The organism is Anaerolactibacter massiliensis (genome assembly GCF_900290205.1).
Lineage (GTDB): Bacteria > Bacillota_I > Bacilli_A > Erysipelotrichales > Erysipelotrichaceae > Bulleidia > Bulleidia intestinalis.
The window spans coordinates 1,760,038-1,781,223 of the sequence record NZ_OLMH01000002.1 but is presented as its reverse complement, the minus strand read 5'-3'; the positions used below and the strand labels follow the sequence as shown (position 1 = coordinate 1,781,223).

Genomic DNA, 21,186 nt, shown 5'->3' with positions numbered 1-21,186 from the left:
TGATAATTCATCTTATTTGAGGAGGATTGAATCAAATGCAGGTTATTTTGCTCGCAATAGTAACATTCATCTTTGCAATTGACCAGTTCTCGCTGACAGAAACACTGTATCGTCCGATCTGCGCCTGCCCGATTATCGGCGCAATTCTCGGCGATGCACAGACCGGTCTGGTCGTAGGCGGTACCTACGAACTCATGATGATCGGCAACATGCCTGTCGGCGGAGCTCAGCCGCCCAATGCGGTATTAGGTTCCATCGTTGCAATGATCTTCGCAGTCAAGTCTCAGCTTCCGGTTGATCAGGCTCTCGGTCTTGCAGTCGTATTCTCCATCTTCGGACAGTACGCTGTAACTCTGACCTTCACGGTTATGTCTGGTCTCATGAAGCAGGCTGATGAAGCTGCTGAAAAGGCAGATCCGAAGGGAATCACTCGTGTCAATGTGATCTCCTGCTGCATTCTCGGCGGTCTGTTCGCAATCATTGCTGTAGTTGCATACTTCGGCGGTGAAGCTGCAGGAACAGCTCTGCAGAACTTCTCTGAGAGTGCTTCCTGGTTCATGGGTGGTCTCGGTGCAGCCGGCGGAATGATGCGTTATGTCGGATTTGCAGTTCTTCTGAAGATCATGCTTGCAGACGATATGTGGGGTATCTACCTTGCTGGTTTCGCTGCAGCAGCACTGTTCGGAAATGTATCGGCTACTTCTGGTGCTACCCTGATCCTCGTTGCATTCATCGGTATTGCAATTGCGCTGTATGACTATAATACCAACGTAAAGATCAAGGAGCTCAAGGGAGCTGGCGGAAACGGAGGAGACGAAGATGGCATCTGAAGCACTTACTTATAAAGATCTTACCCCGGCACAGCCGCTTGATAAGAAGACCCTCAATCAGATGGTCTGGCGCTGCCTGATGCTGCAGGCGTCCTTCAACTACGAACGCATGCAGGCTGCAGGATGGCTGTGGTCCATTCTTCCGGGTCTGGAAAAGATTCATACCAACAAGGAAGATCTCTCGATCTCCATGCAGCATAACCTGGAGTTCTTCAATACTCACCCGTTCCTCGTAACGTTCGTTATGGGTATTGTCCTCTCCATGGAGCAGAACAAGGCTGATATCAACTCCATCCGTGCCGTACGTGTCGCAGCAATGGGACCTCTGGGCGGCATCGGTGATGCACTGTTCTGGTTCACACTGGTTCCGATCACTGCTGGTATTACCGCTAATCAGGCAATCAACGGCAGCTGGGCTGGACCGATCATGTTCTTCATCATCGTCTTCGGCGTAGAAATGCTGCTTCGCTTCTACCTGATGTACTGGTCTTATGACATGGGCATGAGCGCAATCGAAGTGCTCACGAAGAACGCACGTGAATTCACGCACGCTGCTTCTCTGCTCGGTGTCTTCGTTGTCGGTGCTCTGACTTGCAACTATGGTGCTACGACGCTCGGAATGTCTGTCCTGAATGGTGATGCTCCGGTTGTCATCCAGGAGAAACTGGATGGAATTCTCCCGGCTCTCATCCCGCTGGCATTCACGCTGATGTGCTACCAGCTGATCAAGAACAAGAAGTGGACTCCAACCAAGTGCATCCTTCTGTTCCTTGTCATCGGTGTTGTCGGCTGCATGTTCGGTATCTGGTCCGGTAATTATACCTCTCTGGTTCCGGTTCCCTGGCACGCATAATTCACTTCAGTGAAAAGGAGAAGAGCAGCTTCAGATTGAGGCTGCTCTTTCTTTAAAGAAAAAAGACAGAATCATCTGCCTTTCTTCCTTAGAGATCCTGCAGGGAATCGTGTTCTTCAGAAGACCGGTCTTCCTTCGGCTCCTGTTTCTGAGCATTCTGTTCTTCCTGCATCTGCTTCTCATACTTCTCGAAGTAGATCTTCTGAACATCATCGCTCAGCGGAACCTTGTAATCGGTCTTCTTCTGTTCTACCTGCTGTTCCTGCTTCTTGCGGTTCTTCGCAAACGAGAGCAGAATGAGCACAAACAGGATCGCTGCAATGATTACAGCACTATTCATATCAGCTTCTGCCTTTCAGAGACAGTGTATCACTAGAAGGCATGTTTTCCAAAAATGTCCTTACGGAGGAAATTGAACTTATGAACTGGACAGTATTCTGGGTAGCACTTGCTGCAGGTGCAGCATTGGTAGTTGCTTATCTCTTCTTCTCTCAGAGACAGGCTGCTTATCTTTCCATCCTGCTTTATCAGCAGGGAAACGCAGATGCGTATCTGAAGAAGCTTGATTCTTTTTCCAGCAAGTTCTTCTTCGGAAAGCGCCTCCGCACGCTCATGACCATTGATGCCTATCTGCAGAAGAATGATAATGATGCACTGGAAACGGTATTCGGCGAGGTGGATGATAAGCCGATGGCAGCAGGCGATAAGCTTCTTGTTCTGCAGAAAGAAATGTCCTGGAGACTCGGACTGGGACAGATGGACAAGGCGGCAGATGTCTATGCAAGAATCCAGGATCTGAAAGGCCGCATGAAGGAAAAGAACCGGGAACGGTACACTGACTCCTTCCTGGAAGCAGATTACATGAATGCGATCTATCTGGAACATAGCGGCAAGTATGCAGATGACCTTGTCAGGAAGGCCAAAGAACTCAAGGATGACATTCCTGCAGGGGTCTACTACTACAAAGCAGCACAATCCTACTATCTGAAAAAAGATATGAGAAAGTGCACCGATGCTTTGAAGAGAGCCCAGACCAGATTGAAAAATACTTCCTATGAAGCAAAGATCAATCGTCTGCTGAAAGACGGAATCAGCGATGACCTGCTTGATCCGAGAGTCATCTAGATATCCAGAAAGCCGGAGAGTTCCGGCTTTAAAACGCTTTCTTGCAGAAGCTGAAACTTGTGATTTTCTGCACGGTCAAATCCGGTCTGATCAAGCTGAATTTTCTGAAGGATTTTTTCACCTTTGAAGACTGATTTTACGTGAGAAAGCATCATGTCGGAAATGAAGTAAATAATGAAAAAACCCGATTGCAAATCACTTGCATCATTCTTTCTGTTTTCGCTATGATGTTACCGAAAAAAATGACTGCAAAGTTCTGAATGATCCAGAAGAGAGGAAAATAACTTGAAAAAGATGAATAAACTGAGGACGCTGGCAATGGTTCTTGCGCTGATGTCGGGCGGCCTCCAGCCAGGCGTGCTTGCAGAAGAGAATACTGAAAATTCAAACCCGTCCGCTGCTGAGACAGCAGCCGGTTCACAAGAAGAGAACCATACGGAAGGTTCAACCGGTGAGACCAGCGAGAACACTGGCAGTTCTTCGGATTTTTCTTCTGCGGAAGCAGGTGGAGCTGCTGAAAATACCTCTTCCTCAGAAGAGAATGGAAATGGGTCTCAAGGAACTTCAGAAGATAGCAATGAACTGAATCAGAACACTTCTGATTCGGAAAACCGTTCTGACAAAGAACCTGATGCAGAGTCTGAAACAGCAACTGAAGAAACAGATACCTCAGCCGGAGATGCTGAGAGCAATTCTGAAGCACCAGTCGTAAACCTGCTGTCGTCATCTGGCACTTCAAATAGCGGTTTAACCATTGCTTATGATCAGAAAACGGATATTCATTCCATTACGGATGAGTCAGGGAATACCATTATCCTTTTCTGCATGAATAATGAACTCCACTGGCCGCATACTACTCCTTCGATTCCAGCTGTTCCGACTTATACAGAGGTTTCCTTTGAAGACTTCTTTAATGCGAATCCGATTAATGTTAATGTTCAGGACTTGAAAACTTGGATTGAGAATGTTCTCTATGCTGGCTATCCGTATAATGGATTTGGATTATATCAGGTAGTTGAGACCGCCCCGGTTATTTCTGAAGCTGATTTCAATGCATTGCTTGTTCCGCCGCAGTATCTGAGAGATGATTTCCCTGATAGTATCGGGAATAATACCTTTACTTATGCGGATCGTACAGACAGCGCCAAGATGGGGCTCCTTTCAAAGTTCCTTGTGGAAGCTGGAAGCTATTATTCCGGAGGCACGACTCCTTCCGGGCTGACTTATCAGCAGCTGATCAAGCTTCCGTTCTGGCGTGCGGCATATTCCATGGCAGGTTTTTCGGGAGATCCGATCGCCAGTTACTCTGGCACGTATCTGGCAAATTATTATGTTACGCAGGCTCAGGCATATGGGAGCACACGTGATGCAGTCTGGACTCTTCTGAAGAATGCTGGTCTCAAAAATAATGGAACAGAGGTTCTGAATACAGATCTGACAGAAAAGATTGCTAATTCGAGCACTGCAAAGGATTCTGTATTAAAAGAAACACCTGACGCAAATCGCTTAACAGTTCTGGGAAATCTGACTTTCTACTATAATCCGGATGATCAGAAATGGCATACTGGCATCCTGACATTCTCTGCTCCTGAGAATTATCATGCGTTGTTCTTGCTCGATCTGCCTGCAGGTGTTTCTGAAGAATCAGGCAAAACACAATTGCAGAATGGTGATGTCTTTTCTCTGGTTTCTTCTCAGAAACCGGCAGACTCTGCCACTTTGTCGCTGTCTGCAGAAATCCCCTGGATGGATCCGAATGAGGATCTGAAAGTATATGTGGCGGATAACAATGTAACGGCTCCTGATAGAAAAGCATTTCAGAACATGATCGGGGCGGTGATCCATAAGACTGTTATTTCAAATTCCTTCAAATTGTCAGCTGCAGAAACTTCATTCTCATTCACCAAGGTATGGGATGATAACGGCAATCAGTATGGAAACAGGCCGCTTGCTTCAGAATTTGCTTCTCAGCTTACGCTGCAGGCAGACGGAGTCAAGATGGACGGATACGAGCCTGTGATTACGGATCATGGAGATGGTACCTGGACTATTACGTATCAGCAGCTTCCAGGCCTGAGGAGCGGAAGTTCATATCAGGTTTCAGAAGGTGATATCCTCGGCTATAGCAGTGATAAAGCTTCAGTTGAAAATGGCGGGACACTGACTAATAGTATGGAAACGGTCACCATCTCGGGTATAAAGAACTGGAATGATCAGGGCAATCAGGACGTCAAGCGTCCTGAGAGTATCACCGTGAACCTGTTTGCGAATGGTACGAAGATTGACAGCACCGTGGTAAAGGCAGATGGAAATGGGATCTGGTCTTATCAGTTTCAGAATCTGCCGAAGTATCAGAATGGGAAAGAAATCACGTACACTGTTACGGAAAATGCAGTGAATGGCTACAGCATAGAGATCAATGGCTACAATATTACAAACAGCTATACGCCAGGCAAGACGAGTGTCACGGTGACGAAGTCCTGGGCAGATAGCAATAACCAGGATGGAATTCGTCCTGCAAGTGTTCAGGTACAGCTTTATGCAGATGGCAAAAAGTCTGGTGATGCAATCACCTTGAATGATGCCAACAGCTGGACTTATACCTGGAACAATCTTGATGAAAAGAGTTCTGGCAAAGAGATTGTCTATACCGTTGAGGAGGTACAGGTACCTGTTGGTTATTCTCCAGAGATTTCCGGAAATGCAGCAGATGGTTTTACCATTACGAATACGCATGTCCCTGAAACAGTTGTTGTTTCAGGAACCAAGACCTGGGATGACGGAAATAATCAGGATGGAAAACGCCCTGAGAGCATCACTGTGAATCTGCTTGCGGATGGTACAAAAATTGACAGCACCGTCGTTAAAGCCGGAGCAGACGGAAGCTGGATCTATTCCTTTGCAGGTTTGCCAAAGTACCAGGACGGCAAAGAGATTGCCTATACGGTTTCGGAAGAAGCCATCACAGATTACAGCACCACGATTGAAGGTTTTAACATCACGAACAGCTATACCCCTGGAAAGACCAGCGTAACGGTATCCAAGGCATGGGCAGATAGCAATAACCAGGATGGAATTCGTCCTGCAAGTGTTCAGGTACAGCTTTATGCAGATGGCGAAAAGTCTGGAGATGCAATCACCTTGAATGATGCCAACAGCTGGACTTATACCTGGACTGGCCTGGATGAGAAGAAGAGTGGTTCTAAAATCGCGTATACGGTTAAAGAAGTCACTGAGATAGCCGGATATACTTCTTCCGTTACCGGAAATGCCGAAGCTGGCTACACCATCACCAATTCCCATACTCCTGAAACAGTTGATATTTCAGGAACCAAAACCTGGGATGACGGAAATAATCAGGATGGAAAACGCCCTGAGAGCATCACTGTGAACCTGCTTGCGGATGGTACAAAAATTGACAGCACCGTGGTAAAAGCCGGAGCGGATGGAAGCTGGACCTATTCCTTTGCTGGTTTGGCGAAGTACAAGGATGGGAAAGAGATTATCTATACAATTTCCGAAGAACCGGTTGCAGACTACAGCACCACGATTGAAGGTTATCACATCACGAACAGCTATACCCCTGGAAAGACCAGCGTGACTATAACGAAGATCTGGAATGACAGCAATAACCGGGATGGTCTTCGGCCGAGCGCAGAGCGCTTTGCAGCAGCGCTTCATCTGTATAGCGGTGATACGGAAGTGACCGGATTGACACCGACTGTAACGGATAACGGGAATAACACGTATACTGTGACCTACAGCGATCTCCCGGAGTATGCAGATGGATCTGCAATTATCTACACCGTGAGAGAAAATTCCATTTCCGGATATACTGCGGACAAGGAATCTGTCAGAAATGGTGAGGAACTGACGAATACGCATGCGGTGACTCCAGCTCCGACGCCGACAAGTACCCCAAGCTCTCCGGTTCCGTCTCCGTCAGATCCGGAAAGCGGGAAGATCTATACGCCGAACACTTCGGCAGCTGCAGGCACAAGTTCTGCTGCGCGTCCATACACTCCGAATACAAGCGACCAGACTTCAGTGCCGCTTTATGCAGGCATGTTCCTTGTCTCTTCTGCAGTGATTCTGATGATGCTGACAAAGTGGAGAAAAGAACTGTTCCGGAGATAATCAGATAGAATATCAGCCGCCGGATGCTTCTGGGATCGGAAAGATCTGAAGCAGCGGGCGGCTTTTTGTATGTATGGAAATGTTAAAAAGATTGGAAAGAAAAACCCGGAGACAGGCTGTCTGCGGGCATTTCATTGTTCAGGGGTGTTCAGCAGCCTTTTCCGTCAATGCTGCATGCCTTTCCGGTTTCTTCTGAGCCATATTCCTTCAGACCGAAGTCTTCCGGCTTCAGAGAGACGGTGCCGTCTTCTCGTACAAAGCAAGGAATGCCGACATCTCCGATTGCCTTGGAATGATCGAAGACCGGGTCGTGGTCGCGCAGTTCCAGGAATTCATGCATATATCTGACATCAGAGCCGATGTCAATATACTGAAACTTGCTGCTGCCCTTGATCTGTGCTTCTACATAGCTGCAGTATGGGCAGGTAGGCATTCCGTAAATTCTGATCATAATAGTTCCTCCTCTGATCTTTCTAACTTCATTCTAAGGAAATCAGATTGCTTCTGCATAGAAAATGCTCAGCCTCTGCATGAAAAAAGACAGTGTGAAGAAGGTTCGCACTGTCTTAAGAGAGGGGCTCAGAATCTGATTTCCTGCTGCTGGCTTGCGTAGAGATATTCGTCTACGGTATGAATGACGCGGTCCTTGACAATGGAGATCGGGTCATTGGACAGCTTGCCTTCGCGGACTTTCGTGTAAGCATCCGGCATGAACTGGCTCAGCAGTCCTAACGGGACTCCGCCCTTGAAGTTATCGAACATCTTCTGCATCGCGGCTTGAACGTCTTCCTGCGGCAGGTAGTAGCGGCAGCGGTCGCTGAAGGAGAACTTGCGCTTGTAGGCAATCTCGGAATCAGTTCCGTGATAATGCTTCTGATAATACTTCGGATCGCGGACCATTGCAGCATCCAGCACTTCCATGAAGTGAGACTGCTGCTGTGGCTTGTCTTTCAGCATTTCTTTTTCTGCATAGGCAAGGGAGAACAGGCCTTCACGCATGGCAAAGGTGAGTCCTGGTCCGACTTTCAGAATGCCGACACCGTCTTCGACGAGTTCGCGGAGCTTATACTTGGTCTGATAGTCGGTGGAATGTCCTTCGAAGACAAAGGAATCATAGTCTTTGATAGAAGCCATCAGGTCAACTGCTTTGGAACGATCATATTCGGTGCAGCCTGCGTCTTTTTCTTCTACGCCTGGCTGAACGACAAAGCCGATGACCTGGTTCCATGCATCTTCGAGTCCGTGTTCCCGGAAGGACTTTTCAAAGATGGAAACGGTGTTGCGGAAGTCTTCCGGTTTCGTGACCTGAAGGCCCATATCCTTGGCTTCCTGGGAGCCGCCTGGAATCGGTACTTCTGAACCGACGATGTAGACCGGATGAATGGCTTCCGGGTTCTCTTTCAGAAGTTCCTGGTAGGCATTTTCTGCAACCTGAGCGAGTTCCGCACCTCTTCTCGAGATCACGTCATCAGAGAGCCGGGTATCCGGGTCATCACTTGCAACTTTCATTGAAGTATCGATATGGATCTTCGTGAAGCCGGCAGCGACGAACTGGCGGATCAGCTCAGAGGCTTCTGCCATTGCTTTGTCTTCCCCATACTTCGTGAAGGTCAGCGGGCCGAGATGGTCGCCGCCGAGAATGATCTGATTCATGGAGATTCCTTCTTCTGCTGCGAGTTTCTCGACAAAGCGGATGAAGTCTTTCGGTTTCATGCCGGTATAGCCGCCGTACTGGTCTACCTGGTTGGCGGTTGCTTCAATGAGCAGGATGGAATTGGTTTCTTTCGCTCTCTGCATGCAGGCGCGCAGGACAAGGTCGTTGGCGGTGCAGGCAGAATAGATGCCGATGGCCTTTCCTTCTTTCTGAAGCCGGACGATGTTCTTCAATGGATTTTCTCTTGGCATAATAAAGGTTCCTTTCTTCTTCATTATAAGAGGAAGATAGGAACCTATTGATTCATCTGGTTGTACTTTTCGCTCAGTTTTGAAAAACGTTCTGCCGAAAACTGCCTCAGGCAAGATTTCTCAGAGAATGTTCGACGAGATCCCAGAACCGATCCAGATCAAGTCCGAGCCCGACGGCTGCGTTGGCGGGGTGATGGAAACGGTTATTATAGTCGCATACCGTTCTTCCGTAACATGGTCCATGCGTGAGATCGATTTCGACATAGAGATCTCTGGTCTGGAAGATGGAAGGATCGATCAGCCAGGCAATCGTGGTGACGTCATGTACCGGACCGGCGGAAAGGCCGTTGAGCGCCTGACTCTTCAGCGTGAAGCTCATGATGTCATGGAATAAAGCCCCGGCCTTGTTGCCGATGGCGGCCATGCGGGAGATGATCTCCGGAGTTGCCAGGGCCTGATTGGTGAGATCAAGTCCCATCATCGTGATCGGAACTCCGGAAGTGAAGACGACATGCGCTGCTTCCGGATCTGCCAGGATGTTGAATTCGGCAGCCGGAGTCGTATTGCCAAGACCGACTGCACCGCCCATTAAGACAATGCGACTGATCTTCTTAGCGATCTTCGGTTCCATGCGCAGTGCCATCGCAATGTTGGTCAGCGGTCCGGTCGGGCAGAGCGTGATATCACCGTCGGATTCCATCAGCGTGCGGATGATGTAGTGTACCGCGTGCTCCGGTTCCATCTTCCATGTCAGTTCTTCAAAGACAGGTCCATCGAGGCCGCTGCTGCCATGGATGTCGCTGGCAGTGATCCGGTCGCGGACCATCGGGCGATCGCAGCCGGCATAGACCGGGACATGGATGCCGAGATGCTGGCAGACGTGCAGGGTGTTAGGCAGCGTGTGCTCCAGGGTTGCATTGCCGGCTACGCAGGTGACGCCGATCAGATCGATCGCAGGGTTTCCTGCAGCGGTCATCAGGGCTATGGCATCATCGTGTCCGGTATCGCAGTCAAGAATGATTCTGGTTGGTTTCATAGGATCTCCTCCTTTGCCGATATGGCTTCTTTCTTACGGGATCAGTATAATTGGAGTCAGAACTTCATAAATAGGAGAAATCTCCTGTTTCTGATGATTCCGGAGGCTTATGCAGCAGACTGATCATCTCAGGGACTTATTCCCGGAAGGATTTCTGAAACGAGGAACCGTACGGTCGGTTCCGGATGGAAAGTGTCTGGTCAGACAGGGCAGTCATATGGACACGTTCTATTTGATAACGAATGGAAAGTGCGGGATTTCGTGCGACTTATCAAATGGGAAGACAATTCTGATCCGCACCGCCCATGCGCCATGTCTCATCGGGGAGATGGAGCTGCTGAATGATGAACCGGCGATGATGACCGTCAGGGCCATCGGGGAGTGCAGCCTGCTTGCCTTTGACATGAAGGAGGCCCGGAGGATTCTGTGTGCAGATCATGCGTTTCTGCAGAAGCTGAGTGTGCTGACGATCCGCAAGGAACATGAGAATGCCGTGAAGCTGATCTGTGCTGAGGCGTATCCGCTGGCAGATCGGCTGGCGTTCTTCATTCTCGAGCATTGCCGGGATTCCGTGTTCCGGGTGAAGAAGACGGAGATCGCGGACAGCCTCGGTGCGTCGTACCGGCATATCGAGAAGCTGATGGATGATTTCGTGAAGCAGGGGGTGCTGCAGAAAGAGGGGTGCACGTATCTGATCAGAGATGAGGCCAAACTCCGGGAACTGTCAGATGGTCTTTCTGAACTGATGCAGAGAGAAACCGAACTGGAGTAACATGAAGGGAAGGAAGGGGGATCTGTGCGGATGGATGATCATAGCTATTCGGATGTGCCGATTCCCCGGGCTCCTGCTTCCTGGCAGAAGGGAACCGTGCCGGTACAGATCCGTAATATGGAAGCACTGTTTCAGCCTGGAACTGATACGGCAGAAGATCGGAAACGCAACTTCTATGTGCAGGGAAAGTTCATGGAGAACTATGAAGACCATTATGAATGGAACGGATTCTTTGAACGGGCCTTCCCGGTCTATCATGATATGCGGGTCGATCAGCTCAGAGGGTATTTCTCCTGGCGTACGGACTACCGGCATGGAACAATCCGGGAGACCTGCGATTCGTTTGCCCTGGTCTATCTGTATGAGCTGCTGAATCAGATCGGCGTGAAGGATCCGGAAGATGGATATCATAAGATCCAGGTGTTTCTCGAAACGTATCTGCTGCAGTTTCAGAAGACGGTGCTGATCCAGTATGTGCGCAGATGGATGGCCCAGTATACGGTCTACTATGGTCTGAAGGATCATGTCCAGGAATGTTTCCGGGAAGAAGTGAAGGTGGATGATCTGGCTTCCGTGGTATCCGGAAAGAAAGAAGCAGATGATCATATGCTGTCGATGTCGCTGAGACAGTATGCGATGTATGAACCGAAGGGAAACCTCTGGTACAGACATCAGCCGGAAGCTCTTGAACATGCCGAAGCAGAGATCTGGAGAATGCTGGGAGAAGACTGGCAGAAGAATCATGGAATCGATCTGTCAGAAGAACTGATCGGCAGCCTGAAACCATATCCGGAAGCCATGTTCTGGAATGCGATGTTCTATGATCAGAAGAAGGAAGACCGGACCTTTGAAGTCAGCCCGATCCGGATCTATGAATGCAGAAACGGCCGCTGGACTTCTTCGGCATTCCGGAAGAAGAATGATTCCGAGAAAGCCCTGAAAGACGTGCTGAAGTCCATCGACCAGGAATTGCGGAAGTGTTGCGGTTCAGGCAAGGTGCTGAAGCCCGGAAAGATGCGCATCAGCCAGGAACTGCAGCAGCTCATTCATGAAGAAACGATCCGCTTTCTGAAAGAAGAGGAAGAGAAGAAACGGCCGAAGATCGAGATTCATATGGACGATCTCGGCAGAATCCGCTCGGAAGCAGGCATCACGAGAGAACGCCTTCTGACCGATGAAGAACGGGAAGACGATGCGGAACCCATTGAAACTTCGCAATCAAGTGAGACAGAAGCAGAGATGAAAACGAAATATGATCTCAGCCCTGCCGAGCAGCGCTTCCTGAAGGATCTGATTGAGGGAAAAGATTATCAGACCGGATTGAAGGAGGCGCATCTCTTAGTGACGGTGGCTGCAGATGCCGTGAATGAGAAGCTGTTTGAGGAGTTCGGAGACAGTGTCATCATCTTTGATGGAGATGATCCGGTGATCGTCGAAGACTATGCAGAAGAACTGAAGAAGGAGTTTTCAGACTGATATGGAAGAACAGAAGAATCGGAAAGTACCGCGGCGGATTGCGCAGACGGTGCTGAATTCCCTGAAGGGCGGCGTGGTTCCGCGGATCGGCCTTCCGTATATTACCGTAGGAAGAACGCATGAGATTGAAGCACTGCTTCATGATGTGGATATCATTTCAGAAGGAGGTGCTTCCTTCCGCTTCATTGTCGGCAAGTACGGATCAGGAAAGAGTTTTCTCCTGCAGACGATCCGCAACTATGTCATGGACAAGGGTTTCATTGTGGTGGATGCGGATCTTTCCCCGGATCGCAGACTCCAGGGAACCAATGGCCAGGGGCTTGCAACTTACCGGGAGCTGATTCGCAATCTCAGCACGAAGACCAGACCTGAGGGCGGAGCTCTAGGACTGGTGCTGGATCGGTGGATCAGTTCTGTGCAGACGGAGATTGCGAAAGAGACAGGTCTCTCTGCAGACGATCCGGCGTTCTCAAAAGCCGTGGAGCAGAAGATCTATCAGGTTGTGTCGAGCGTGAGCGAGCTGGTTCATGGCTTTGATTTCTCGAGGCTTCTGATCCTGTACTACCGCAGCTATGCAGAAGGCAATGAGCAGATGAAGGCAGCGGTGCTGAAGTGGTTCCGCGGAGAATATGAGCATCGTTCTGATGCGAAGAAAGAACTCGGCGTGAATATCATCATCGAAGATGATGACTGGTATGAGTATCTGAAGCTGTTTGCATTCTTCTTCCGCCAGGCTGGGTATGCAGGCATGATGATCATGATTGATGAGCTCGTGAACATCTCGAAGATTCCGAATGCCATCAGCCGGCAGTACAACTACGAGAAGATTCTGATGATGTACAACGATACACTGCAGGGCAAAGCAAAGTATCTCGGCATCCTGATGTGCGGAACTCCGCAGGCCATCGAAGATCCTAGAAGAGGAGTGTATAGCTATGAGGCATTGCGCTCAAGATTAGCTGAAGGAAAGTTCTCCAGAGAAGGGGCAAGAGATCTCCTGGCGCCTGTGATCCGGCTCGAACCATTGACGGCGGAAGAGATGATGGTGCTGACCGAAAAGCTGGCTGATATGCATGCAGGGTTATACGGGTATGAGAGAAAACTGCAGGCGGAAGATCTGGAGACGTTCATCCGGATCGAATACAGCCGGATCGGAGCGGATGCCAATATCACGCCGCGCGAAGTGATCCGGGATTTCATCGAGCTGCTTGATATTCTCTACCAGCATCCGGAGCTGACGGCGGAAGAGCTGCTGAATTCGGATCAGTTCAGCTATGCCAAGCCGGATGCGGTGAGCGATCAGAAAGACGAAGCGTTTGCGGAGTTCAAGATCTGAGGAATAGCTTATGGATGTGTTTTCCAGATATGCACCATTCATCCAGGATTTCATCTATCGTCATCAATGGCAGAACCTCAGAGCAGTGCAGGTGGCTGCCGGGGATGCGATTTTCAATACGGATCAGAATGTGCTGCTGACTGCGTCGACGGCTTCGGGCAAGACCGAGGCCGCATTCTTTCCGATTCTGACGCTGATGGATGAAGATCCTCCTTCTTCCATCGGCGTGCTTTATATTGCGCCGCTGAAGGCGCTGATCAATGATCAGTTCTCCCGGCTGAATGAGTTATGCGAAGAGGCAGATATCCCTGTCTATCGCTGGCATGGCGATGTTTCGCAGAGCCGCAAGCATAAGATGCTGGCAAAGCCGAGAGGCATTCTGCAGATCACTCCGGAATCGCTCGAGGCGATGCTGGTGCATAAGCACATGGATATTCCGAGACTGTTCGGAGATCTCAGGTTCATCGTGATTGATGAAGTGCATTCGCTCTTACGCAGCGATCGAGGCGGGCAGTGTTTCTGCCTGATGGAACGGCTGAGTCATCTGGCTGGGGTCAATCCGCGAAGAATCGGCTTATCGGCGACAATCGGGGATCCGAAGCTGGCGGGGGAATTCCTGGCTGCAGGAACGGGCAGAGGCACGGTGATCCCGAAGCTGAACGCACCGAAAGAGACCTGGCGTCTTTCGATGGAGCATTTCTATCTCAGCGGACCTCAGGAAGAGGGGGCAGATCCGATGAAGGTGCAGCAGGAAATCGAGCCTGCATCGGATGAAGCACCGAAGGCGGCAGATCCGGGGCTTGCGTATATCTTCGAGCATACGAGGGGGCATAAGTGCCTGATCTTCACGAATTCCAGAGAAGAGTGCGAGAGTGTCTGCCAGTCTCTCAGGGCGTATTGCGAGGCAAGGAAGGAACCGGACAGGTTCCTGATCCATCATGGCAATCTGTCCACTTCTTTCCGGGAGACGGCAGAAGAGGATATGAAGAATGAAGACCGGAATCTTTCGGTCTGCACGACGGCAACGCTGGAACTCGGCATTGATATCGGCAGACTGGAACGGGCATTCCAGATTGATGCGCCGTTTACGGTTTCATCGTTTCTGCAGCGAATGGGCAGAACGGGGCGCCGAGGCGAACCGCCGGAGATGTGGTTCGTGATGCGGGAAGAACAGCCCGAGCCTAGAGCACTGCTGCCGGAGATTCTGCCCTGGAAACTGCTTCAGGGAATCTCGCTCGTGCAGCTGTATGCGGAAGAGCGCTGGGTGGAACCGCCGCGTCTGGATCGTCTGCCTTACAGCCTGCTCTACCATCAGACTATGAGCACGCTGGCGGCAGATGGAGAGATGTCACCGGCCGAACTTGCGACCAGAGTTCTGACACTTTCTCCGTTCCGGAAGATCACGCAGGACGATTACAGAACTCTGCTTAGGCATCTGATATCGATCGACCATATCGAGAAGACGGAAAACGGCGGCCTGATTGTCGGACTGGAAGGAGAGCGGATCACGAATTCGTTCAGGTTCTATGCCGTCTTCCAGGAAAATCAGGAGTTTCATGTGCGCTGTGATTCCCAGGAGCTCGGTACGATTGTGGCTCCGCCCCCAGCTGGCGATAAGATTGCGATTGCCGGCAAGGTCTGGGTCGTCGAAGAAGTGGATCTGAAGCATTTCCAGGTATACGTGCATGAAGTCAAAGGCAGGATTCCTGCTTATTTCGGAGATGTGCCGGGAGATATCCATACGCGGATCATCGAGCGCATGAAGCAGGTGCTCGATGAAGATACGATGTATCCGTATCTGATGGAACACGCCGCTTCCAGACTGATCACCGCAAGAACGCAATGGCGGGATGCTGGCTTGTCAAGAAAGCCATTAGTGAATATGGGCGGACGGATGTGGTGCTTTTTCCCATGGCTTGGCACGTATGCATTTCTGACGCTGGAGAGACTGCTGAGAATCCGCTGCAAGTCCCGTCTTGGCCTGAAGGGCTTTGACAGTGCGAGACCGTACTGGATGCAGTTCACGATGGATGCGGGCGAAGAAGAATTCTGGCAGGTACTTGGAGAAGAAGCAGAGAAAGAGAATGATGCGATGGATCTGCTGTATCCGGAAGAAGTACCGTTATTTGAAAAGTATGATCAGTATCTTCCGCCGGAACTTGTCCGGAAGGGATTTGCGTATGGCGTGCTGGATCTGAAGCAGATGAAAGCGCGCGTCAGTCAGCTCTGTGCTGACGCACAAAGGAACAGAATTGACTCAGCAGCGGGGAGGGATATTCATCTTTCCGGGCCGCAAGCAGGATCTCTGTTGAAAGACGGGAGTCATTGATCGGGTGGACCCGAAGATCTGTGCAGGAGGACTTCATGGAACTTGGAACGATGGCGGTTCCGGTTCCGCCTCTTACCCAGCTGAGACAGTCTCTTGCGTCATCCGTCAGAACCAAGATATCCGGTTCTGCATGATCTCCTGCGAAGGCATCCAGAATGAAAGATTCATAGCGACGATATAATACGAGCTGCCGTTCTGACAGCTCTTTTAATGTCAGCGGGTCTTCATCTGCAGACCACTGGTCCACCGCAATCATCGAATCCGAAGAAATCCGGATCGTTTCCAGGCCGGTCAGCTTGGCAGGAGTGCGGACGATGCCGGCATCAAGGACACGTTCTTCCAAAAGATCAAGCATCTGGAAGGAAGTGGCATCGGTGATTTCATAGCGGACATCCGGGTGGGCAAGCGAGAATGCATGGACGAGCAGCAGCACGATGGCAGAGGTGGAACTCGTGACGCCGATGCGCAGCACCCGGCGTTTTCCGGTTTCAGCGACTTCGCGCTTCGTGCTGTCGGCATAGGACAGGATGTGGGTGGCCCGTTCATACAGGAGCTTTCCGGCAGCAGTGAGCTCGATTTCATGGTGGCCGCGCAGAAAGAGCGGACAGCCGAGTTCGGCTTCAAGCTGTTTCATCTGATACGAAAGCGGCGGCTGGGAAAGGTGCAGACGGCGGGCAGCTTCGCTGATACTGCCGGCATCCGCAATGGCCACGAAGTATTCGAACTGTTTCAGATCCATAAGGTTCCTCCTATACAGAAATTATATGGCAAATGATTAAAAAGAATAGTTTCTGTATTTTTGAAACATGAGTATGCTGGAGAAGAGAAAAGGGGAGTTTTATGAAACGGCTATGGCTTTTTCTGCATGATTATCGCAAGGAAAGCATCTTGGCACCACTATTCAAGATGCTGGAAGCGTTCTTCGATCTCCTGGTGCCGATCGTGGTCGCACGGATCATCAACATCGGCATCGCCGGAGGCGATCAGGCATATATTCTGCGGGAAGCAGGCGTGCTGATCCTGCTGGCGGCAGCTGGCATGCTGAGCAGCTTCACGGCTCAGTATTTCGCCGCAAAGGCGGCAGTCGGCTTCGGCACGAAAGTACGGCAGGCAGTCTTCGATCACATTCAGCATCTCTCATATACCGAGCTGGACCAGCTCGGTACCGGAACGCTGATCACCCGTCTGACTTCGGATATCAACCAGGTGCAGACGGGTGTCAACATGGGCTTGAGACTTTTGCTGAGAAGTCCGTTCATCGTATTCGGATCGGTGATCATGGCGTTTACGATCGATGTGAAGTGCGCATTGATCTTCTTGGCAGCGGTGCCGATTCTGCTTGCCGTGGTGTACGGGATCATGGTGGTCACGGTTCCGATGTATCGCAAGGTGCAGATGGGACTGGATCGCATCACGGGTCTTACCAGAGAGAATCTGACTGGTGTCAGAGTCATCCGGGCCTTCGGGCGGGAACGGGATTCTGTGAAGGAATTCGATGAAGCCAACCGTGTGATGACGATGCAGAACGAGAAAGTCGGAGCAATTTCAGCACTTCTGAATCCGGTTACGTATGTGCTGATCAACCTGGCAACGATTCTGCTGATTCAGAGAGGGGCCATTCAGGTGAATCTCGGTTCGATCCAGCAGGGCGATGTCGTGGCTCTGTACAATTACATGGCGCAGATGATCGTGGAGCTGATCAAGCTTGCTTCGCTGATCATCACGCTGAACAAATCTCTGGCCTGTGCAGACCGAGTGGCAGATATCCTGGATGTAAAGTCTTCCATGCAGTATCCGGAAGAGAGCAGAGCAGGAGATCATAGCGGCAGCGTCGTGTTCGATCATGTCTCGTTTTCCTATCAGGGAGCAGGGGCAGAGTCGCTGACGGATATCAGCTTCTCGGCAGCGCCTGGTTCCACGATCGGCATCATCGGCGGCACCGGTTCGGGCAAGAGCACGCTCGTGAATCTGATTCCGCGTTTCTATGATCCGGAATCCGGAACGGTTTGTGTAGATGGTGTGAACGTGAAAGACTATGGGGAAGGCGAACTGATCGCAAAGATCGGAGTTGTTCCGCAGAAGGCAGAACTGTTTGCCGGAACGATCCGCGACAACCTGAAATGGGGCAATGAGTATGCTTCAGAGGAGCAGCTGGAAGAAGCAGTCCGGACGGCGCAGGCGGAAGAAGTGGTCAATGGCAAAGCCGGAAAGCTCGATTACATGCTGGAGCAGAACGGCCGGAATCTGTCCGGTGGCCAGAAGCAGCGTCTCACCATTGCCAGAGCTCTTGTGAGGCGGCCGGAGATCCTGATCCTGGATGACAGTGCAAGTGCGCTGGACTTTGCGACGGACGCCAGACTGCGCAAATCTCTGCGTTCCCTTCCGCATCCATGCACGACGTTCATCGTCTCGCAGAGATGTTCCTCGATCATGCAGGCGGATCAGATCCTCGTGCTCAATGACGGAAAGCTGGCAGGAAAAGGCACGCATGAAGAACTCATGCAGAACTGCGAGATCTATCAGGAAATCTTCTATTCTCAGTTTCCTGAGAAGAAGCCTGAGGGAAAGGCGGTGCTGGCATGAAGCGGAAATCGATTCTGAATCAGACCGTGGAGATGGAAGGCGATCAGGTTTCTTCGAAAGAAGTGCTGAAGAAGGTGATCGGCGTCATTTCTAATTACCGTCTGCTTGTGATTCTGAGCATTGTGCTGGCAGCTGTTTCCGTGATTCTGCAGCTGTATGTGCCGGTTCTCTTCGGGGATGCAATTGACGGCATCATCGCCGCCGGAAAAGTAGACTTCGCCTCAGTTGCAAGGGTTCTCACGGAAATCCTCGTGCTCGTTGCTGCGGCTGGAGCGGCGACGTATGTCATGAATCTCATCAACAACCGCATCACTTACCGGACAGTTCAGGAGATCCGGGCAAAGGCAATCCGGCAGATCCAGTGTCTTCCCCTGAAGTATCTGGATGGTCACAGCACCGGTGATCTGGTCAGCCGCGTGATTGCGGATGCGGATCAGCTGAGCGACGGACTGCTGCTCGGATTCACGCAGCTGTTTTCCGGTGTCATCACGATTCTCGTCACGCTGATCTTCATGTTCCGGAAGTCGCTGGAAGTATCGCTGCTTGTCGTGGTTCTGACGCCGCTGAGCTTCTTTGTAGCCCGCTTCATTGCGACGCATTCGTATACGATGTTCCGGAAACAGAGTGAAACAAGAGGAGCAGAAACCGCCCTGATCGAGGAGATGATCAGCGGGGCAAGAGTGGTAAAAGCCTTCGGTTATGAACAGAGAAGCTCCGAGCGCTTTGAGAAGATCAATGAAGAACTCAGAGTTTACAGCCAGAAAGCAATCTTCTATTCTTCGCTGACAAATCCTTCCACGCGTTTTGTGAATAGTGTGATCTATGCGGCAGTCGCACTGCTTGGCTCCTATCGGATCCTGGATGGAAGGCTGACGGTCGGCGGGCTGTCGGTGCTGCTGAATTACTCCAATCAGTACATGAAGCCGTTCAATGACATCAGCTCCGTGGTTACGGAACTGCAGAATGCAATGGCTTGTGCGGCAAGAATCTTTGCCCTGATTGATGAAGCCCCGGAGAAGGATGCGATTCCTCTGGAAGGAGAAACCGAAACGCTGCCGGATCTTCCAGCTGCGAAGGGAACGGTGGATATCGACAATGTGTATTTCAGCTATGTGCCGAACCAGAAGCTGATTGAACACTATACCCTGCATGCAGAACCAGGCATGCGGATTGCGATTGTCGGTCCGACCGGATGCGGCAAGACCACGATGATCAATCTCCTGATGCGGTTCTATGATGCCGATCATGGTGATATCCGGGTAGATGGAAAATCAATCTACCAGGTCAACCGCAGAAGCCTGCGCAGGAACTACGGCATGGTGCTTCAGGAGACATGGCTCAAGAATACGACGGTAAGAGAAAACATCCGGTTCGGAAAACCGGATGCGTCTGATGAAGAGATTATTCATGCGTGCAAGGAAGCACGCAGCTGGGACTTCATCCGCAGACTCCCTGAAGGCCTTGATACGGTGCTGAAGGATGACGGTCTCAGCCAGGGCCAGAAGCAGCTGCTCTGCATCACCAGAGTCATGCTGTGCCTGCCGCCGATGCTGATTCTGGATGAAGCAACTTCTTCCATCGATACCCGTACGGAACTGCTGGTTCAGAATGCTTTTGATAAGCTTATGACCGGACGCACAAGCTTTGTGGTAGCGCATCGCCTGAGCACGATCCGCAATGCGGATCTGATTCTGGTTATGAAGGATGGAAAGATCATCGAGCAGGGAACGCATGATTCCCTGATGGCAGAGAATGGCTTCTATACCAGTCTGTACAACAGCCAGTTTGCAAGAGTGAATTAGGTGCGCGGTGTCTCAAAGAGATGGCGGATGAAACTCACGAACTTCTGTTCGGGAACAGAAAGGCGGGACTGATATTCCAGCCCGAATACATAACTGATATCTTCTGCAATAGGAAGCAGAACCAGATCATCGGCAAGATACTGGCCTGCTTCTTTTTCATCGGCAAGCATGATGCCCATATGAAACTTGAGAAACCGGATGCCTCCCTGCGTGCTTCCCTGATAGATGATGCGCATAGAAATTCCTTCCCTCTCAAAGCAATCGAGAAGGTTTTCGGTCAGAAGCGAGTTTTCCGGAGGAATGATCAGCGGAATGCCGCTAAGGGAATGAATGCTGATGACTTTCCGATCAGCAAGGAAGTGCTGTCTTGGAACCAGGGCAGCAATCCTGCTGATGCCTGCCTGGATGAACGGGGCAGGAATCTTTTCACCGCTGCGGAAGCCCATCGTGACAAGTGAAAGACGGTGTTCCAGAAAGTCTTTCTGAAGTTCATCCAGATCCTTTTCGATCATTCTGATATGGATATCCGGGTATTCGCTGCAGAAGCGGATGATGGAATCCGTGATGAGATACAGGTGAGGGTTATGGGCCGTTCCGATCAGAATGGAATTCCGATCCTGGCTCAGAAGCTGTTCGGCTTGTTCAGCAGACTTCGTGATGTCTTCGGCAAACGGCAGCAGCCGGGTTCCCAGATCTGACAGTGCCATCTTCCGGGTGGAGCGGATGAAAAGCGGTTCTCCGAGTTCTTTCTCCAGGGCCTGGATATGACGGCTGAGGGCAGACTGGGAGATATGCATCTGTTCGGCAGTTTCATGGTAGCTTAGCGAAGAAGCTAATGCGACGAACTCTCTGATATAGGCAAGATCCATAGCTGATTTCATTATTTATGCAGAAGCTGCAATAATCAAGCTGAAACAGGCATGAATCAGCGAAAAATGACGCGGAAACCAGAGCATGGGATGCTATGCTGGAATCAGGTGAAGAGTTTCACAAAAAGGAGAA

16 protein-coding genes are annotated in these 21,186 nt (G+C 50.7%); 10 read left to right on the top strand and 6 right to left on the bottom strand.

The annotated features are described in order from the left end of the window. Positions 1-35: 35 nt before the first annotated feature. Both C7E00_RS12020 and C7E00_RS12015 read left to right on the top strand, forming a co-directional pair. Complete coding sequence (locus C7E00_RS12020) at positions 36-830, top strand: PTS mannose/fructose/sorbose/N-acetylgalactosamine transporter subunit IIC (RefSeq protein ID WP_105304492.1); 795 nt, start codon at positions 36-38, stop codon at positions 828-830. Beyond that, entirely contained in the window at positions 820-1,683 is an 864-nt protein-coding gene (locus tag C7E00_RS12015) for a PTS system mannose/fructose/sorbose family transporter subunit IID (RefSeq protein WP_105304491.1), read from the top strand. The genes C7E00_RS12020 and C7E00_RS12015 overlap by 11 nt, the downstream gene beginning before the upstream one ends. 88 nt (positions 1,684-1,771) lie before the next feature. Here C7E00_RS12015 and C7E00_RS12010 read toward each other — a convergent pair whose 3' ends face one another. Beyond that, entirely contained in the window at positions 1,772-2,023 is a 252-nt protein-coding gene (locus tag C7E00_RS12010; protein WP_105304490.1) for a hypothetical protein, read from the bottom strand. Between the two features lie 80 nt (positions 2,024-2,103). Between C7E00_RS12010 and C7E00_RS12005 the strand changes: the two genes are divergently transcribed. Both C7E00_RS12005 and C7E00_RS12000 read left to right on the top strand, forming a co-directional pair. Next, complete coding sequence (locus C7E00_RS12005; protein ID WP_105304489.1) at positions 2,104-2,808, top strand: hypothetical protein; 705 nt, start codon at positions 2,104-2,106, stop codon at positions 2,806-2,808. A 294-nt stretch (positions 2,809-3,102) separates the two neighbouring features. Next, positions 3,103-6,945, top strand: a complete 3,843-nt coding sequence (locus C7E00_RS12000) for a Cna B-type domain-containing protein (protein ID WP_105304488.1) — start codon at positions 3,103-3,105, stop codon at positions 6,943-6,945. A gap of 148 nt (positions 6,946-7,093) precedes the next feature. Here C7E00_RS12000 and C7E00_RS11995 read toward each other — a convergent pair whose 3' ends face one another. From C7E00_RS11995 to C7E00_RS11985, 3 genes are all read right to left on the bottom strand, one after another. Then, a complete protein-coding gene (locus tag C7E00_RS11995) occupies positions 7,094-7,396 on the bottom strand; it encodes a glutaredoxin (protein ID WP_105304487.1) in 303 nt (100 codons plus the stop codon). Between the two features lie 128 nt (positions 7,397-7,524). Beyond that, positions 7,525-8,850 (bottom strand): class II D-tagatose-bisphosphate aldolase, non-catalytic subunit, encoded by a 1,326-nt coding sequence (locus C7E00_RS11990; RefSeq protein ID WP_105304486.1) that lies wholly within the window; start codon positions 8,848-8,850, stop codon positions 7,525-7,527. Between the two features lie 106 nt (positions 8,851-8,956). After that, positions 8,957-9,886 carry a nucleoside hydrolase gene (locus C7E00_RS11985; RefSeq protein WP_105304485.1) on the bottom strand — a complete coding sequence of 310 codons (930 nt, stop codon included), beginning with the start codon at positions 9,884-9,886 and terminating at the stop codon, positions 8,957-8,959. A 109-nt stretch (positions 9,887-9,995) separates the two neighbouring features. Here C7E00_RS11985 and C7E00_RS11980 point away from each other — a divergent pair, with 109 nt between their 5' ends. From C7E00_RS11980 to C7E00_RS11965, 4 genes are read left to right on the top strand one after another with little or no spacing between them, the layout of a single operon-like run. Next, entirely contained in the window at positions 9,996-10,658 is a 663-nt protein-coding gene (locus tag C7E00_RS11980) for a cyclic nucleotide-binding domain-containing protein (protein WP_105304484.1), read from the top strand. 30 nt (positions 10,659-10,688) lie between these two features. Continuing rightward, a complete protein-coding gene (locus C7E00_RS11975) occupies positions 10,689-12,134 on the top strand; it encodes a TerB N-terminal domain-containing protein (RefSeq protein ID WP_105304483.1) in 1,446 nt (481 codons plus the stop codon). 1 nt (position 12,135) lies between these two features. Then, entirely contained in the window at positions 12,136-13,470 is a 1,335-nt protein-coding gene (locus C7E00_RS11970) for an ATP-binding protein (protein ID WP_105304482.1), read from the top strand. Positions 13,471-13,480: 10 nt separating this feature from the next. Then, entirely contained in the window at positions 13,481-15,799 is a 2,319-nt protein-coding gene (locus tag C7E00_RS11965) for a DEAD/DEAH box helicase (RefSeq protein WP_105304481.1), read from the top strand. Here the strand turns inward: C7E00_RS11965 and C7E00_RS11960 are convergent. After that, positions 15,687-16,538 carry a LysR family transcriptional regulator gene (locus C7E00_RS11960; protein ID WP_105304480.1) on the bottom strand — a complete coding sequence of 284 codons (852 nt, stop codon included), beginning with the start codon at positions 16,536-16,538 and terminating at the stop codon, positions 15,687-15,689. The genes C7E00_RS11965 and C7E00_RS11960 overlap by 113 nt on opposite strands. Positions 16,539-16,639: 101 nt before the next feature. Between C7E00_RS11960 and C7E00_RS11955 the strand changes: the two genes are divergently transcribed. Both C7E00_RS11955 and C7E00_RS11950 read left to right on the top strand, forming a co-directional pair. Then, entirely contained in the window at positions 16,640-18,382 is a 1,743-nt protein-coding gene (locus C7E00_RS11955; protein ID WP_105304479.1) for an ABC transporter ATP-binding protein, read from the top strand. After that, complete coding sequence (locus C7E00_RS11950; RefSeq protein WP_239928568.1) at positions 18,379-20,184, top strand: ABC transporter ATP-binding protein; 1,806 nt, start codon at positions 18,379-18,381, stop codon at positions 20,182-20,184. The genes C7E00_RS11955 and C7E00_RS11950 overlap by 4 nt, the downstream gene beginning before the upstream one ends. On the opposite strand, the gene C7E00_RS11945 is transcribed toward C7E00_RS11950, so the two are convergent. Further along, positions 20,181-21,053, bottom strand: coding sequence for a LysR family transcriptional regulator (locus C7E00_RS11945; protein ID WP_167836585.1), 873 nt, complete (start codon positions 21,051-21,053; stop codon positions 20,181-20,183). The two genes, C7E00_RS11950 and C7E00_RS11945, sit on opposite strands and share 4 nt — an antisense overlap. Between the last annotated feature and the right edge of the window lie 133 nt (positions 21,054-21,186).

What these genes read in the sequence shown, in the direction of transcription:
- C7E00_RS11985 (WP_105304485.1), bottom strand. Translation starts at nt 9,886, where the DNA reads ATGAAACCAACCAGAATCATTCTTGACTGCGATACCGGACACGATGAT.
- C7E00_RS11950 (WP_239928568.1), top strand. Translation starts at nt 18,379, where the DNA reads ATGAAGCGGAAATCGATTCTGAATCAGACCGTGGAGATGGAAGGCGAT.
- C7E00_RS11965 (WP_105304481.1), top strand. Translation starts at nt 13,481, where the DNA reads ATGGATGTGTTTTCCAGATATGCACCATTCATCCAGGATTTCATCTAT.
- C7E00_RS12000 (WP_105304488.1), top strand. Translation starts at nt 3,103, where the DNA reads ATGAATAAACTGAGGACGCTGGCAATGGTTCTTGCGCTGATGTCGGGC.
- C7E00_RS11955 (WP_105304479.1), top strand. Translation starts at nt 16,640, where the DNA reads ATGAAACGGCTATGGCTTTTTCTGCATGATTATCGCAAGGAAAGCATC.
- C7E00_RS11970 (WP_105304482.1), top strand. Translation starts at nt 12,136, where the DNA reads ATGGAAGAACAGAAGAATCGGAAAGTACCGCGGCGGATTGCGCAGACG.
- C7E00_RS11980 (WP_105304484.1), top strand. Translation starts at nt 9,996, where the DNA reads ATGCAGCAGACTGATCATCTCAGGGACTTATTCCCGGAAGGATTTCTG.
- C7E00_RS12020 (WP_105304492.1), top strand. Translation starts at nt 36, where the DNA reads ATGCAGGTTATTTTGCTCGCAATAGTAACATTCATCTTTGCAATTGAC.
- C7E00_RS11945 (WP_167836585.1), bottom strand. Translation starts at nt 21,053, where the DNA reads ATGGATCTTGCCTATATCAGAGAGTTCGTCGCATTAGCTTCTTCGCTA.
- C7E00_RS12005 (WP_105304489.1), top strand. Translation starts at nt 2,104, where the DNA reads ATGAACTGGACAGTATTCTGGGTAGCACTTGCTGCAGGTGCAGCATTG.
- C7E00_RS11990 (WP_105304486.1), bottom strand. Translation starts at nt 8,850, where the DNA reads ATGCCAAGAGAAAATCCATTGAAGAACATCGTCCGGCTTCAGAAAGAA.
- C7E00_RS11975 (WP_105304483.1), top strand. Translation starts at nt 10,689, where the DNA reads ATGGATGATCATAGCTATTCGGATGTGCCGATTCCCCGGGCTCCTGCT.
- C7E00_RS12010 (WP_105304490.1), bottom strand. Translation starts at nt 2,023, where the DNA reads ATGAATAGTGCTGTAATCATTGCAGCGATCCTGTTTGTGCTCATTCTG.
- C7E00_RS11960 (WP_105304480.1), bottom strand. Translation starts at nt 16,538, where the DNA reads ATGGATCTGAAACAGTTCGAATACTTCGTGGCCATTGCGGATGCCGGC.
- C7E00_RS12015 (WP_105304491.1), top strand. Translation starts at nt 820, where the DNA reads ATGGCATCTGAAGCACTTACTTATAAAGATCTTACCCCGGCACAGCCG.
- C7E00_RS11995 (WP_105304487.1), bottom strand. Translation starts at nt 7,396, where the DNA reads ATGATCAGAATTTACGGAATGCCTACCTGCCCATACTGCAGCTATGTA.